This window comes from Paenibacillus sp. FSL H7-0357 (assembly GCF_000758525.1).
In the GTDB taxonomy this organism is placed as follows: Bacteria; Bacillota; Bacilli; order Paenibacillales; family Paenibacillaceae; genus Paenibacillus_AQ.
This window is the reverse complement of sequence record NZ_CP009241.1, coordinates 7,483,495-7,498,145: the sequence shown is the minus strand read 5'-3', so window position 1 is coordinate 7,498,145 and position 14,651 is coordinate 7,483,495. Positions and strand designations below refer to the sequence as shown.

Genomic DNA, 14,651 nt, shown 5'->3' with positions numbered 1-14,651 from the left:
CCAGACACAGGGATAAACATACACTTAAAGTAGTCTAATGCATCAGACAAATGTGCAGAAGTATACTTTTAAGGGCAGGTGATCCTTGAGAATGATTGAGCTGGTTTTGACGATCAATGACAAAGATGGGAGCTATACCGAACATGCGGGTGTTGTACTTGCATCAATCTTTTCCAATACCCAGCAACCGATCAATGTGCACATTGTGCACGATGATACCTTAAGCGAAGAAAACAAGTGGAAGCTTACCCAGCTGGTGGAAACATTCTATCACAACATTTATTTTTATCATGTTACTGTTCCTGAGGACTTGAAAGAGGTTGCGTCCGGTGTGCAAAAAATCGACTATTGGACGATAGCCAGTATGTACCGTTTGTTGTTTCCGCTAATTCTTCAGGTTGACAGGGTTATTTATCTGGACTGCGACATTTTGGTCAATATGGATATTAACGAATTGTGGAGCGTCGATCTGGGAGAACGCTATTTGGGCGCAGTACTGGATCAGGGCCAAAATATGCTGGAGTACTTTATTTCACTTGGATTAAATGCGGAGGTGTATTTCAACTCGGGAGTCATTCTGTTCCAACTGGACAATATCCGCAAGCATCCGAACTGGTATGGAGAAATGCTTCATTTCTTGCGCTATTATCCAACGATGACCATGCCTGATCAGGATGTTCTGAATGCCGTGTACAGCTCCAACTTTTTGCAAATGGATCTGCGGTTTAATACGTTCGCCAATGATGAGCTGGATTTAGATAATAAAATTGTTCATTTCGCCGGAGACACCAAATGGTGGGAGCCGGAGTCTCCCGCATCACCGCTGTACAATAGGTTCCTTTCCATGACTCCATGGTCTAAAGAATTCACACCAGAGCCAGTTTATGAACCGGAGCCAGTCTACATCGCCCCTGAGCCACCCGCTCAGGAAATCCATCATGTAGAAGAAATCCATCATGTAGAAGAGGTACAGCATGTGGAAGAGGTGCATCAGCCTGCAGAAATACTGCTTCCGCCGCCACCGCCGCCGCCGCCACCGCCGCCGCCGCCACCGCCGCCGCCACCGCCGCCGCCGCCACCGCCGCCGCCACCCCTAGTCCCTGAGGTGGCCCCACCGGCTCCCGTAAAGCGGCACAGACTGAAACGCCGTAGAGTGTTACGGTTAAAGTTAAGACTGAGAAGAAAAAGATTGATCCGTCTCAAATTCCGCTCTCTCAAGCGGGTAAGGCTGATTAAAGGGCATCGTGCAAAGAAGAGAAAGGCACGCAAATTGGCAATGAGAAGACAACGTTTGGCCAGAAAAAAGAGAATTCATGTGATAAGAAGAAAACGTGCGTTAAAGCGTACCTCATAAGGACCTGTGCCAAGGATCTGTCCAGTGATCCGGTATCTAAAGAAACCACTCCGCTCAGGAGTGGTTTCTTTAAGGATTGCCAACAGGGAAGGATTATGGGACTATATAGAAAAACAGCAAATGGGGAACAATAATACTATGTCGTATTTACCAAAATGTCCAAAATGTAATTCGGAATACACTTACGAGGATGGCAGCTTGCTCGTATGCCCGGAATGTGCCCATGAATGGAGTCTGGAAGCAGAGACTGGGGACAGCGAAGATCAAAAGATTGTTAAAGACTCCAATGGAAATGTCCTGAACGATGGCGACACGATAACAGTGATTAAAGACCTGAAAGTTAAAGGGACGTCTTTGGTCGTGAAGATAGGCACAAAAGTAAAAAATATTCGTCTGATTGACGGAGATCATGATATTGACTGCAAAATTGACGGGTTCGGGGCCATGAAATTAAAATCGGAGTTTGTGAAAAAGGTATAGAAAGACAAAAGCGGCTTCAGCGATAACATTCGCTGGCCGCTTTTGTGCATCTTCCAACCCTTAATTATCTTGAATGCGGATCTCTTTAGCAAGAAGTTCACGGAATTCGTCCACATTGCTGAAAATGCCATCCGGCGAAACATCGTAGACCAGGCTCTGGAAAGTGGATAACCAGCGGACACCGTAAGTCCGCAGTCCGGCAGCCTTGCCTGCGAGGATGTCTGCATTGCTGTCACCTACGAATACAGCTTCTGCCGGATCAAGGCCCAGTATGTTCAAAGCTTTATGTATACCTTCGGGGTCTGGCTTGGGTCTATCCACGTCATCCCCTGTAATCGTGATATCAAAAAAGTCCGTCATGTTCAAAGCCCCGGTTGATATCTCAAACGCGCGTCTGCTTTTCCCCGTGATTACAGCAAGCTTCACACCTTGTCCCTTCAATAAATGAAGCAGATCCATAATTCCCTGATCGGGTTGGAAATCTTCTTCAAAATGCCCCTTCTCATATAACGAGTAATAATCGTGAATACCTTGCAGAACGGAGGCTTTATCTTTGAAGTTGCCGCCAATGATGTCTTCCTCTGTCGGGCCAAACATGGCAACCAGTTCGTCGTTCGTGACCTCTCGATTGTCGTATTGCTTAAACACGGCTTTAAAGGCACTGAAGGATACCGGCAAAGTATCGGCAAGCGTCCCATCAAAATCAAATAACACGGCTTGAATTGACATATAAAGAGCACCCCATAAATTGGTATAGGAAATAAAATACATTATATCAGAATCAATCGCTCCTTTGGATATACTCCAGAAATTCAAGGATGATTTCAGAAACAGCATCTTCTTTGGGCATGTGAATGAATTTGCTTATGTTTACTATATCTTCTTTATAGAGCTGAATAAGCTGCAGCATCGCTTCCGGGTCCTTTTGCCTGACAGCCTGCATTAATTCCAGGAGCTGGCGGTCTGTGATCATTTCTGCATCATCTTTGTTTTCCATAGTGAATTTCCCCTCTGGTTGAGCTATTAAATAGGAACTTGTGTTCGCATATTAACATAATTTAAATCATTATTCAATATTTTGGGTGGTCGCGGATTGCTTTACCCTGTTCCTCGACCCATGTGATTTAGGGTGATTTAAAGTGATATAATAGTGCCAGCTTCTAGCCGAATGACATGAAAGGAGATTTCTTGTGCACCTATCTGTGTTTTACAATCATATTGTGAGGGCAAGCGAGCAAACCGGGCTGACATTGGAGGAAGTACTGAATAGAGTACATGAGTTTGGCATCAGTGCGGTAGAGCTGGATCTTGAAGAGGCCTTAGGCTGCGGCAAGGAGGTCATGAAGAAACGGCTGGAAAAAGCGGGTATTTCGGTCGCGTCGATGTATGGCTTTTTTGATTTTGGAAATGACCCCGATACCAAGCCAGGGTTTGAATTTATCGATACGGCGGAATATTTGGGAGCGGGGAAAATGCTCATTATCCCCGGATTCGTGGATGAAACAGCAAGTGCCGAGGAGCGCAATGCGGCGCTGCAGAAGATGGCCGGGACCTTGAACAGTATTTGCGGTTATGCTGAACGTAAGCGCATTCTTGTGACGATGGAGGACTTCGATGACATTCGCGCGCCGTTCTCCGGCTCGGATGAACTGCTCTGGTTCCTGGAGCAGGTGCCCAAGCTGCACATCACTTTTGATACAGGGAATTTCATTTACCGTGGCGAGGATGAACTGGAAGCCTATGAGAAGCTTAAGCACAGAATCGTCCATGTCCACTGCAAAGACCGCTCACTGGATGAACAGAATGGGGGCATGCCGAAGCTGGCCATGAGTGGAGCCCGGCTGTTCCCATCGCCAGCCGGGTCCGGCTTCATCCCGATTGAAGCGATTCTGACCCGGCTGAAGGCAGGCGGTTACGATGATACGCTGGCTATTGAGCATTTTGATGCAGTGGACCAGTTGGGCTACATGGAACAATCGGCGGAGTGGCTTCGTTCCAGCTGGGCTAAGCAGCCGTTCTAAAAACTTAAACATAACATAAGAATGGCCATTTTACTTTGTAATCTTTTCATCTTCTCACTCCTTCAATCAAAGTTGAGCCGCTTATCAAAAGCGGTTATACTCAGTGAAACGCAGGATATGAGAGTTGGATCACAGGGTGAGAAAACTTTTTGCGAAAAATTGAATGAATGAGTGTAGAGGAACGCTGGGAAAAAGGAGGACTGGAATTGTTTGATACAGCTGACGATGGGCAATTGATTGAGCGCATAATGCAAAAAGACCCGGATGCCCTCGAAAGGCTTTACGACCGATATGAACAGGTGATCTATAGCTTTGCCTACCGGATAGTAAAGGACTCGATGGCGGCCGAGGAAGTGATGCAGGAGCTGTTCCTGCGTATTTGGAAGAATGCGGAGCACTTTGATGCGGCCAAGGGGAAGCTCACCACCTGGATGTTCACGGTGACCCGCAATATTGCCATAGACCATCTTCGCAAGCGGAGCACAAGGGTTCCGCAGCAATCCGGATCAGAGAGTCTGGAGCTGATCCTGGATCAGGCGACGATGACCGAGGAAACAGTCGAGCTGCTGATGGCCGGGGAGCAGGTAAGGGCAGCACTGAGAGAGCTGAGCAGGGATCAGCAGCAGGTTCTGGATATGATCTATTATCAGGGCTTAACCCAGCAGGAGGCAGCAGACCTTGCATCCATTCCGCTGGGCACGGTCAAGAGCAGGGTAAGATTGGCAATGAAACAGCTCCAGAAGCGATTGAGTCATTGGGGAAGGAGGGAGCATGTTCATGACTGAAGAGACGAACGATAGATGTGAACTGGTTGAATTGTATGTTCTGGAAGCCTTGCCTGAAGATGAAATGCAGAAATTTGAAGCTCATTTAATGGAGTGCGCAGATTGTAGCAAGCGGGTGAAGGAATATCGCAGCGTGATGGACCTGCTTCCTCTTGCCTCCGAGCCTGTTCAGCCGCCCTCGGGAATGAAGTCACGGATAATGTCCCGGGTACTGGTAGCGGATGCTCCGGCACAGGTTAAACGTTCAATTGAAGAGGAGCCGGTCCAGGCACTTCCTGTAGAACGGGAAGTGAAGATAGTGCCCCCGGCAGCGCCCGCCAAAAAAATCCCGTTCTGGCGGTACGTAAGCCTGGGTCTTGCCGTAGCGGTGCTGATTATGATGATCTATGCGGGACAGCTGCGTCAGGATGTGGACCAGCTCCAGCAGCAGCTTGCCGGCGGCACAAAGCCGGCACAGGAGCTTAAGGTTGATGAGTCGGTCACGCTGAGTCCGGCGGCCAAGGATATTGTGGCCAGCGGTTTGGCGACGATCGCCGTTGACAGCAGCGGCACCCATCTTGTCGTTCAAGCGGAGAATCTGCCGGAGCTGACAGGAACGGAAGTGTATCAGGTATGGCTGATCAAGGGAGATGCCCCGCAGAATGCGGGAACCTTTGTATCCAGTGAGGGGAATGGCGCGCTCTATTATTCATTCAAACCGCAGGAATACGATACAGTGGCGATCACCCTTGAGCCAGATGCCGGTGGAGAAACACCACGGGGGCAGATGGTCCTTACCGCACCGATAAAAAAAGGGTAACAGGGCAGGGAATTAAATCTCTCGATACCGAAGAAGACAAAGGGCCATCCAAGCGGATGGCCCTTGTTCAAAATATAAGTTAGTTTACGGATCAAGACGTGGGATTCGCTTGGAACAGACTGTTTTTGTACTGAATCAGCGGTGCCAGCCACACCATACCCGTGCCCCGGTATACATTGACCAGTCCCTCGCCGGAGGCCGCAGAGCCCATCCGGGTTTTGCCGGATTTCTCGACGGTGAAGTCCAGGGAATTGGACCACATTAACGCAAAGTTCCCATCCACCTTCAGTACATCATTCTGCAATTCGATGACGACGGCTTCTTCGGAAGGAATCGGTGCTTCCAGTGCCAGGATGCCTTTTCCTTTGGCGCTTAGATTAAACAGTCCTTCTCCTCCGAGTACGGCAGAGGATGCGTTCTTACGCGCAGTGACAGCAACGTCCAGTGTCGACTCGCAAGCCAGGAACATGCCATCATCAATGACGATATGGTCGTTGTCGACATCAATCAGCCACAAATATTTATAGGTGGTCTCCAGCAGAATCGTTCCCGTACCTTTGTAAAGCGGTTTGATTGCCGTGGTGCCGGTCACCGCACTGGAGACGATGTTTCTCATGAGCCCTCCAACACCCTTAACCCCGGAGGTCATTTCAATATTGCCAATCATATATTGCATCGCCCCTGCGCTCAGCATAACCTCACTGTTGCTCAGTTCAATCATAAGCTGCTTGTTGCGCATATTGCTTTTGCTCATGAAGAAGTTGTTTTGGGCTTCCAGCAGTGTGGTGCTGCTCAGATCCTCTTTATATTCGATGACCGTAAATCCGCCAAGCTGCTCCTTAATCACCACATTGCTGTTATCTTTCAGATTATTAATCGTGTAAGCCATAATATACACTCCTTCACCCTCGCAGATATTGTGACAATACGCAGTTGCCTTCAAGGCATAGGTATTCGACAAGAAAGGGCAGTATCCTTGCTTTTCACTCTTGAATAATAACAATATGAAATATATAATATGGAGAATCTGACAAATGAGGTGAATGGATGTCTTTCCGTATCGTTCCGAGGAACTAGTAATCGGGCTGGGTAACACGCGTACCAGCTATCAAGGGGGCAGTCTGTCTCTTTGATCGACTATTACTAGCATTCGGAATGGTGTCGGGCAGTCATTTTACGGAGCCGGGACACTAAGCGGTTTAACTTTGGGCCACACATTTTTGAATTGTGGGGGTTCTCTGGAGTTGAACGGCGAAGGAAGTCCCGGCTTTTTTTATATACTTCATTTGAAAGATTGGGGATATCTGTGATGTTGAGAAAATGTCTTGTCCATCTGAAAGGGTGGATTGTGCTGTATATCAGTTTAGGTTTTGCCATTCAATTCTTAAGCAGTCTGGGGATTGTGGTCTTTCAGAAGATCCTGGATAGGGCTGTGGAAGGAACATCTTTAGGAGAAATTTCGGGCTTTATTGTGAGCTATGGGGTACTGCTGGGCCTGGTGGTCGTCCTTAACTATGTGGATGAATATCCAAGCGCCCATCTGTCGAACAGCATCACGGAGCGATTGAAGATCCTGGCGCTGTCCAAAATATCCAAAATCGATTATCTGGCCTATCAGGAGATGGGTACAGGTCAAATGATCAAAGTGATTGAGAACGGTGCAGCGGCCGGCAACAGCATTATATACTCCTTTTTCCTCAAAACCCTGCATGAGCTGCTGCCCACGATAATCTTCAGCCTGATCTTCATCAGCTTCTACGATATGCGGATCATGCTGGTGATTGCTGCCGGCTATGTTGTGATCTTCCTGATCACAAACATATTGCTCAAAGGTTTGTACCGGATCAAGTCGACCATACTTCAAGAGCAAGAAGCGATGTCCAGATATTCCATTCGTGGATTTATGGAGCTGGTCGTCTTCCGGACGAACAGAAAGTATGAGCAGGAGATCCGCAAAATAAGTGATACCGCAAGAAATATCATTCATAAAAGCGCTCAGCTGCAAATGATTCATGAGTCCTTTTTTGCAATCTTCGAACTGTTTATTACTGTCATCAAAGTGATTGTGCTGATCTACGGGGTGAGAAACGTGGTGTCAGGTCAGGCCTCCCTTGGGGTGATGGTCGCATTGTTTATGTTTATTGATAAAATTTATACGCCGATTGCCATTTTCAATGTGCTGTTCGTGAATTATCGGCTGAATAAGGTAACCTACCAGCGGTTTGAGCAGTTCATCAATGCGCCGGAGGACCGGAATCTGGAAGCCGGAACAGCAGTTACGGAGCTGCGGGGTGCTTTTGAATTCAGAGATGTGTCTTTTGGATATGGAGAGGTTCCGGTTCTGCGGCAATTATCCTTTTCGATTGCGCCCGGAACATCGGTTGCTCTGGTGGGACTGAGCGGAAGCGGGAAATCGACGATCATCAAATTAATGGCCGGACTGTTGAAAAAGAGCGGAGGCCAGCTGCTGCTCGACGGCATGGAGTTGGATCAGATTTGCCTGAACAGCTATTACGAACATATCTCCTATCTCTCCCAGGACAGTCCGATTTTTGACGATTCGATCCGGGGGAATATGGTGTTCGAGCAGAGCCTTCCGGATGAAGAACTGTATGCTGTGCTGGACAAGGTTCATTTGAAGGAGAAGGTGCTGCAGCTGCCGGAGCAGCTGGATACCCTGGTAGGGGAGAAAGGCCTCAAATTATCGGGAGGCGAAAGACAGCGTTTGGCCTTTGCCCGGGCTATTTTGCAGAAGAGAAATGTTGTCATTCTGGATGAACCGGTATCAGCCCTCGATAATATTACGGAGAAAAGCATCATGGAAACGGTCTTCCGCGAATTTCAGCACAAAACGGTGATCATTATAGCCCATAGGCTGAATTTTATTAAAGAGGTCGACAAGATTCTTGTGATGGAGAACGGCTGTCTTGCGGGCGAAGGAGATTTCGGGTCCTTAATGGAACAGTGCGCTCCCTTCAGGGCCTTATGGAATAATGGCAGGGGAATTGTGGAGTAAAAGGATCGAAGAAACGGCTACCGTTCTTATTAGAACAGTAGCCGTTTCTCTCTAATAACACGGGATTCTTCCGCCAGCATGATGCTGCCGGGTATCTAACCAAACTCTTCCCTTTGCGAGATTTTGAACAGTGCAGCAAAAATGGCGGTGACAATGGATAAAGTGATCAGATAGGGCTGCGACATCGTCAACTCCGCAAACCAATACTCCCTTTTTATGTTCAATTTCTGGGTAATCAGTGACAAAACTACGGACAGATCATACGCGATCACCATAAGCATGCCGGCAGTATAGTAGGTGCGGTCCTCCATCGGAGCAACCCCTTGGTCAATAATACCTGCAAAAAACTTTGCGATAAGCATGGCCACGATCCAGGCGATCAGATGGGAAGCTGTCTCTACAAGAACATTTTTTGAATAACTTCCTGCAGTGACTAAAAAACTATTGGTCAAATTTCAGATTTTGCGGTTCCGGCGGAAAGACTTCTGCATCCACCAGGCCATCCGTTACCGGGATATCCTTGCCTACTTCTTCAAATTCACAATCTCCCAGCCATACCTTCCCGGGGCCTGTCAGCAGGATTCCGATATTGATACATACGGCTTCGGGAGGTACATCCAGCACACAAGCGTAATGGTTCCATTCCGTGGTCCCCCGAATGCTTCTGTGCTGCATGTTGTCGAAGGCTAACAGGTTCTGCAGCTTATCATCAATCCGCATCCATAAACCGCACCAGTCGGTGACATTCTCCGTACTGACAAAGCCGGAAAACCGCATCCGCTTTCCCGCATACGGCTGGGCTTGGAATTGCTGCATCACCGTACCGAAATCATTGAACTCAAATGTTTCTCCGGCCGTAGACTGCAGACAGACAGAGGGGGTGGTCTTATAGCGGATTCGGGTATCCAGCGTCACCTTATACTTCTCCGGAGTCGTTCCGGTAACTTTCCAGCCTTTAATTTCTGACATTGTGTAGACCTCTCTTTCCTGAATCAGCAGTTTCATCTGCGCTCTGTATTGGGCAGGCGGTAAAGCATAGATTTCCTTAAAAGCTCTGGTAAAGGCTTCCTGGCTCTCAAATCCATATTGCAGTGCGATGTCAAGAATACGTTCCTCCGAATAAAGCAGGAGATTTGCCGCACAGCTTAGCCTGCGGGTGCGGATATGCTCGTACACACTTTTGCCGACATATTTACGAAAAATCCGGTGGAAGTGATACTTGGAGAAACCCGCTTCTTGTGCAATCCGTTCCAGGCTGAGCTCCTCTTCGAGATGCTGTTCAATATACTCAATGCTCGTATGGATCAAATGGTAGTACAGTGTGTTCACCCCTTCCGGCAAGTAATACTATATAACATACATCTGAACCGATTTTGATAAATCTTGCTATGATTTAAACATCATCTTGTGCGTCTTCCGGTGCAGCATAAAGTTCCACTTCGTCCTTGGTTGGCTGGAATCAGGCTGGAAATGGTATAATTCCTATAGGTAGTAGTTATCGAACTGGGAGGCATAAATAATGAGTGAAAATCTGTTGGAACAACTGGAATTGTGGCATGAAGAAGATGAGATTCAGGAGATCGTCGATGCGATTGAGGAGATTGATCCGGAGGAACGGGATTATGTGCTGAATAGCCACTTGGGCAGAGCGCTGAATAATCTCGGACGTTATGAAGAGGCACTGGAGCTTTTTGAGGAAATCGCCGAAGAGGGGGAAGAGGATCCGCTGTGGCATTTCCGCGTAGGCTTCTGCCATTACTATCTGAAGCAATATGATGAAGCCATCAGAGAGTTTGAAATCGCTGACAAGCTGGACCCTGAAGATGAAGATACCCTGGAGTTTCTGGCACTCAGCCGCCGTAAAGCCGCTAAGAAGAAGTCCACTGTCAAGAAGCCTGTACAAAAATTCGACTTCTCGAACTTTTGGGATGACAGCGAGTATGCACTCGATACCTACGTATCAGAGCCGCCTTCGGATGAGCTGATTGCTTCCGTAGAGGAAGAATTGGTCTTCAAACTGCCGGCGTTCTATACTTCCATGATGAAATTACATAACGGGGGGATTCCGCACAACACGCGTATTCCTTTAGAACAAGAGGATCTCGAAATTTCCGGGTTTCTGGGCATTGGACGGGATAAGAGTCAATCGCTGTGCGGAGCTGCGGGCAGCCGGGTTAGGATTGAAGAGGGCGGATACCCTGAGATTGGCGTAGTCATTTGCGACACCCCTGCCGCAGAGCATGAAGTAGTAATGCTGGATTACCGCTCATCCGGCAATGACGGCGAACCGGAGGTTGTTCATGTGGACAAGGACAATAACTACAAGATCACGAAGCTGGCCAATAACTTTGAGGCCTTTATTCGCGGACTGGTGAGTGCGGAGAACTGAGTTGCCGCGGATAGAATCGTGCAGTTCAGTGTAATGACGTCATGCTGAATAGTTTCAATGCAAAGGCTCTCTATAAGGAGGGCCTTTTTGCAACTGATAAGAAGGGACATATATAGATTGAACTTGGAAAATAAAAAAAGGTGGAAGTGACGGAGGGGAAGTTTGGAACTGTAGGAGCGATAGCGTCCGCCTGAAAGCTTTCCGTAGGAAAGCTCTCTTCGAAAGCATAGGCAGTCTGTGGATTTCAACCGCTTAGAGCGGAATAAAACCAAGAAATCTGCAGACAACAGCGGCCGGAAGTCCAAACATTCACCGCAGTTACGATAATAACCCAAAATAAAAGATCTAAAGTTCAAACTATATAGCCGGTTCTTCTGGACAGTAGACAAAAATTATAGCTGAACTCTGCCTAAACGGGTGGATTAAACTTTGATATGATGACGGGGCAAGGCTTACACAACAGGAGGAAATAAAATGTTGAATGTGTTTGATGTTGCCAAGACGCTTGTACATCAAATTGAAAAAGTCTATTCCGAAGATATCGCGCTGGTTGCTTATTACGGGTCATATGCTCAAGGGACGGCTACTAAACGCTCGGACCTGGACTTCTTTTTCATTCCGGCTACGCCTGAAGGTTACGGGGCAAGCATTCAGTTTATTATTGATGACATCAGTTTCGACTTTTGGCCAATCAGTTGGGAACGTGCGGCAAGCATGGCCTCATTTGAGGAATTCAAAACTTCGATTATCGCTGACTGCGAGCTGCTGTACGTGCGCTCAGAGGAAGACCGGGAAAGATTCATGAAGCTGCGTGAACCTATTTCCAGCATGCAATCCCCGGAAAATAGAGGCAACAGGGTTGGAAAAGCAGAAGCCGAGTTCTGCAATGTATACACACATTTGTATAACCTTTGCCGCGCCGGTGCATCCGAGAATATAGCGTATTACAGAACAGAAGCGTACGGCGTATTAACGAGGGGGCTGCAAAGCCTGGCGTTGCTGAATGGAACATACTATAAAAGCGGCTTCGGCAAAAACCGGGAGCAAATTCTCAGTCTTCCGTTACAACCGCCCCGCCTGGAGCCGCTGATGGAAACCATTATGCGCAGCATCGTAACAAGCGAGATTGTAGAAGCTTGTGAGGAACTGGTAGCGGGTATATTTGCTATTCTGTCAGCGGAGCAGGAAATGGGTTATGACGCACCTTCTTACCCCGACCGCATGAAGGGTTGTTATGAAGAGGTGAAGGGCGTTCTGGACAAAATCATTACCGCTTGTGAAAGGAATGATTATGATACGGCATTCTTTTCCGCCATACAGGCACAGGAGGAGATCGCCAGCTTTTTATTTCTTGCCGAGACGGGAATCTGGCCCAGCGATTTGATGCTTCATTTGGCTTATGAGAACGTATACCGGCGGTTGGGATTCCCGGAGCTGGCTGGATTGCTGAACCCGGATGACCTATCACCGTTACAAACCGCTGTGGAACGGTTAAACGCTGATTTGGAAGGGCTTTTCCGCTCCAAGGGAGTGGAGATCAACCGCTTCGCGGATATTGAAGAATTTGAAGCATTTCTAAAGGGAAAATACGCAACAGCATAATTTATTCTGCGGGAGAAAAGCACTCACCCTTAAAGGGATGGGTGCTTTTTGTGATGTTGGAATCAGTACAATCGGCGTGTCAATGCCCAGAAGAGCAGGGCCAATGCACTGACAACTGCGCCCAGCAAGCATACTCCGTTCCAGCCCATGTGCTCATAGATCGTGGTCGATGCAATGGACCCGGTGGCGCTGCCGATGGAATAAAAAATCATGTAACCAGCGGTAAGCCGGCTTCGCGCTTCAGGCCGCACAGAGAGAATCATGCTCTGGTTGGTGACATGTACCGCTTGGACTGCCAGGTCAAGCAGGAGGATACCAGCGATTAAAGCCCAAAGCGAATGTTCGGTATAACTGATAGGCAGCCATGACACAAGCAGCAGAATCAGTGCCGCGCCGGTGGTCCGCTGTCCTAATCCCCGATCCGCAAGACGCCCTGCCCGCGCTGCCGCTAACGCCCCGGCGGCTCCAGCAAGGCCAAACGCTCCAATCGCAGTGTGTGACAGAGAAAGCGGCGGAGCACTAAGCGGCAGCACAAGCGAGGTCCATAGGATACTGAAAGCAGTGAAAATCATCAGGGCGAGGGCAGCACGAATGCGCAGGACTCGTTCCTGCAAGAACAAGGTGAGTGTAGAGCGCAGCAGCTGCAAATAGGATAATGACTCTCTTTCGTGCTCATCATGAGGCAGTACCCGGAACAATACGCCAGCCATAAGCAGCGATAATCCAGCAGAGACTACGTAAACAGAGCGCCAGCCGGCTAAATCCGTCAATAGGCCGGCAAACGTCCGTGCAAGCAGAATCCCGATGACGATTCCACTGGTTACGAGACCGACGACACGTCCGCGTTCGGCTGGCGCCGCAAGGGTTGCCGCGAACGCAACGAGCGTCTGCGTCACTACGGCGAGCAGGCCAACAATGGCCATACCTATGAACAATACGATGCTGGAAGAGGCAGTTCCCACCACAATTAAAGCCAGGACGGATAAAAGCATCTGTCCGGCGATTAGCGAGCGCCGGTTCAGAAGATCACCGAGCGGCACCAGCAGCAGCAGTCCCAGGGCGTAACATGCTTGTGTAATTGTAATAACGATTCCAGCGGATGAGTGGGGGATGCGGAACTCATCCGCAATAGCGTCAAGCAAAGGCTGTGCGTAATAAATATTGGCGACAGCCAGTCCACAGGCGATGGCAAACAAGAGCGGCACATAACGGGGGATTGCAGAGCGGGGTGCTTCTGCTTGAGCTGGCTCCAATCCGGTGCCTGTATCCTCTACTGCAATGAACTTCGTTTCTGCATCAAGCTTCTTCAAAGCTAATACCTCCATGAATTTAGTATTGAGTAATTTAATAATAACATACTGATCAGTACATAATTAGTCTTAGAAAATATACTGCTATAAAATGCTGGTTGTCAAGGATTAAACCAAAATTATGCGGGGTCGAGCTAAAAAATGTGGATTATTGATAAGTAATCTATGATATTATAGATTAATAACATACCGCTCGATACGTAAAGGGGTGCATTATGGCTAGGCTTCGCGAATTTAATGAGGAAAAGGCACTGGATGCAGCTATGCAGCTATTTTGGGAAAAGGGGTTCGAAGCGACCTCATTAAGCGATTTAACATCTGCTATGGGCATTCAGCGGCCAAGCATCTATTCGGCTTTTGGAGATAAAAAAGGACTATTTGAGGCAGCTTTGCGGAAATACACAAGTGCCCACGCTTCTGATGTTCGTACTAGCCTTCAAAAGAATGTAACGGTTAGAGAGGCATTCCGTGATTTTTTTGATGCTCTGGTGGCAAAAGAATATGGAAACGGCGCGAATTGGGGATGTTTCTGTATCAATTCAATGGTGGAGCTTGCACCTCATGATGAGAAGTTTGAAATCCTGACGAGGGAGCACCAGATGTATCTTTCGGTAATATTTCAGGAAACGATTGAACGAGGGGTGCGTTCAGGCGAGCTGGATGCCTCTATTAACGCCAAAAGTTTGGCACAGACACTGGTCGTTTCACTGATAGGACTCACGGTAATGCTGAAATCCCGTCCTGAACGGTCATTCGTCGATAATTTTGTGAAGGAGATCCTTACATTGCTTAAATAATCAACCAGGTCCCGCAGCGCATCCCTACAGGTGAGGATTCTCAAGCCCTGCTGTTTCTTTTGAACCCGTTTGGAAATAATGGGGGGAGGAGGCTTGAA

General features: G+C 48.1%; 15 protein-coding genes. 9 read left to right on the top strand and 6 right to left on the bottom strand.

The features are described from left to right. Nucleotides 1–91: 91 nt before the first annotated feature. Nucleotides 92–1,354, top strand: a complete 1,263-nt coding sequence (locus H70357_RS33135) for a glycosyltransferase family 8 protein (RefSeq protein WP_038598009.1) — start codon at nucleotides 92–94, stop codon at nucleotides 1,352–1,354. Between the two features lie 138 nt (nucleotides 1,355–1,492). Beyond that, nucleotides 1,493–1,834, top strand: a complete 342-nt coding sequence (locus tag H70357_RS33130; protein WP_038601154.1) for a zinc ribbon domain-containing protein YjdM — start codon at nucleotides 1,493–1,495, stop codon at nucleotides 1,832–1,834. A gap of 60 nt (nucleotides 1,835–1,894) precedes the next feature. On the opposite strand, the gene H70357_RS33125 is transcribed toward H70357_RS33130, so the two are convergent. After that, nucleotides 1,895–2,563, bottom strand: coding sequence for an HAD family hydrolase (locus H70357_RS33125; RefSeq protein WP_038601151.1), 669 nt, complete (start codon nucleotides 2,561–2,563; stop codon nucleotides 1,895–1,897). A 52-nt stretch (nucleotides 2,564–2,615) separates the two neighbouring features. Beyond that, complete coding sequence (locus tag H70357_RS33120) at nucleotides 2,616–2,831, bottom strand: hypothetical protein (RefSeq protein WP_038598007.1); 216 nt, start codon at nucleotides 2,829–2,831, stop codon at nucleotides 2,616–2,618. Between the two features lie 193 nt (nucleotides 2,832–3,024). Between H70357_RS33120 and H70357_RS33115 the strand changes: the two genes are divergently transcribed. From H70357_RS33115 to H70357_RS33105, 3 genes are all read left to right on the top strand, one after another. Beyond that, nucleotides 3,025–3,855, top strand: coding sequence for a sugar phosphate isomerase/epimerase family protein (locus H70357_RS33115; protein WP_038598005.1), 831 nt, complete (start codon nucleotides 3,025–3,027; stop codon nucleotides 3,853–3,855). Between the two features lie 206 nt (nucleotides 3,856–4,061). Next, nucleotides 4,062–4,640 carry an RNA polymerase sigma factor gene (locus H70357_RS33110; protein WP_038598003.1) on the top strand — a complete coding sequence of 193 codons (579 nt, stop codon included), beginning with the start codon at nucleotides 4,062–4,064 and terminating at the stop codon, nucleotides 4,638–4,640. Beyond that, a complete protein-coding gene (locus H70357_RS33105; protein WP_038598001.1) occupies nucleotides 4,633–5,439 on the top strand; it encodes an anti-sigma factor in 807 nt (268 codons plus the stop codon). The genes H70357_RS33110 and H70357_RS33105 overlap by 8 nt, the downstream gene beginning before the upstream one ends. 91 nt (nucleotides 5,440–5,530) lie before the next feature. Here the strand turns inward: H70357_RS33105 and H70357_RS33100 are convergent, their stop codons facing one another. After that, nucleotides 5,531–6,328, bottom strand: coding sequence for an AIM24 family protein (locus tag H70357_RS33100; RefSeq protein WP_038597999.1), 798 nt, complete (start codon nucleotides 6,326–6,328; stop codon nucleotides 5,531–5,533). 420 nt (nucleotides 6,329–6,748) lie between these two features. Between H70357_RS33100 and H70357_RS33095 the strand changes: the two genes are divergently transcribed. Continuing rightward, the gene (locus H70357_RS33095) at nucleotides 6,749–8,455 is read left to right on the top strand and encodes an ABC transporter ATP-binding protein (RefSeq protein WP_038597997.1); all 1,707 of its coding nucleotides are present in this window, start codon (nucleotides 6,749–6,751) and stop codon (nucleotides 8,453–8,455) included. Nucleotides 8,456–8,550: 95 nt separating this feature from the next. On the opposite strand, the gene H70357_RS33090 is transcribed toward H70357_RS33095, so the two are convergent. Then, nucleotides 8,551–8,907: a DUF5823 family protein gene (locus H70357_RS33090; RefSeq protein ID WP_038597996.1), complete on the bottom strand. Its 357-nt coding sequence runs from the start codon at nucleotides 8,905–8,907 to the stop codon at nucleotides 8,551–8,553. Then, on the bottom strand, nucleotides 8,897–9,784 hold the full coding sequence (locus H70357_RS33085; RefSeq protein WP_231578355.1) for a helix-turn-helix transcriptional regulator: 888 nt from the start codon (nucleotides 9,782–9,784) through the stop codon (nucleotides 8,897–8,899). Before H70357_RS33085 ends, H70357_RS33090 begins: the two co-directional genes overlap by 11 nt. Nucleotides 9,785–9,974: 190 nt before the next feature. On the opposite strand from H70357_RS33085, the gene H70357_RS33080 reads away from it, so the two are divergent. Both H70357_RS33080 and H70357_RS33075 read left to right on the top strand, forming a co-directional pair. Then, nucleotides 9,975–10,844, top strand: a complete 870-nt coding sequence (locus H70357_RS33080) for an SMI1/KNR4 family protein (protein WP_038597994.1) — start codon at nucleotides 9,975–9,977, stop codon at nucleotides 10,842–10,844. Between the two features lie 474 nt (nucleotides 10,845–11,318). Beyond that, complete coding sequence (locus H70357_RS33075) at nucleotides 11,319–12,446, top strand: nucleotidyltransferase domain-containing protein (protein WP_038597992.1); 1,128 nt, start codon at nucleotides 11,319–11,321, stop codon at nucleotides 12,444–12,446. Between the two features lie 62 nt (nucleotides 12,447–12,508). Here the strand turns inward: H70357_RS33075 and H70357_RS33070 are convergent, their stop codons facing one another. Beyond that, nucleotides 12,509–13,699: an MFS transporter gene (locus H70357_RS33070; RefSeq protein ID WP_231578525.1), complete on the bottom strand. Its 1,191-nt coding sequence runs from the start codon at nucleotides 13,697–13,699 to the stop codon at nucleotides 12,509–12,511. A gap of 272 nt (nucleotides 13,700–13,971) precedes the next feature. On the opposite strand from H70357_RS33070, the gene H70357_RS33065 reads away from it, so the two are divergent. Continuing rightward, complete coding sequence (locus H70357_RS33065) at nucleotides 13,972–14,553, top strand: TetR/AcrR family transcriptional regulator (RefSeq protein ID WP_038597991.1); 582 nt, start codon at nucleotides 13,972–13,974, stop codon at nucleotides 14,551–14,553. Nucleotides 14,554–14,651: the final 98 nt, after the last annotated feature.

Coding starts and splice junctions, on each gene's coding strand:
- H70357_RS33135 (WP_038598009.1), top strand. CDS start 92: ATGATTGAGCTGGTTTTGACGATCAATGACAAAGATGGGAGCTATACC.
- H70357_RS33130 (WP_038601154.1), top strand. CDS start 1,493: ATGTCGTATTTACCAAAATGTCCAAAATGTAATTCGGAATACACTTAC.
- H70357_RS33125 (WP_038601151.1), bottom strand. CDS start 2,563: ATGTCAATTCAAGCCGTGTTATTTGATTTTGATGGGACGCTTGCCGAT.
- H70357_RS33120 (WP_038598007.1), bottom strand. CDS start 2,831: ATGGAAAACAAAGATGATGCAGAAATGATCACAGACCGCCAGCTCCTG.
- H70357_RS33105 (WP_038598001.1), top strand. CDS start 4,633: ATGACTGAAGAGACGAACGATAGATGTGAACTGGTTGAATTGTATGTT.
- H70357_RS33100 (WP_038597999.1), bottom strand. CDS start 6,328: ATGGCTTACACGATTAATAATCTGAAAGATAACAGCAATGTGGTGATT.
- H70357_RS33095 (WP_038597997.1), top strand. CDS start 6,749: ATGTTGAGAAAATGTCTTGTCCATCTGAAAGGGTGGATTGTGCTGTAT.
- H70357_RS33080 (WP_038597994.1), top strand. CDS start 9,975: ATGAGTGAAAATCTGTTGGAACAACTGGAATTGTGGCATGAAGAAGAT.
- H70357_RS33075 (WP_038597992.1), top strand. CDS start 11,319: ATGTTGAATGTGTTTGATGTTGCCAAGACGCTTGTACATCAAATTGAA.
- H70357_RS33065 (WP_038597991.1), top strand. CDS start 13,972: ATGGCTAGGCTTCGCGAATTTAATGAGGAAAAGGCACTGGATGCAGCT.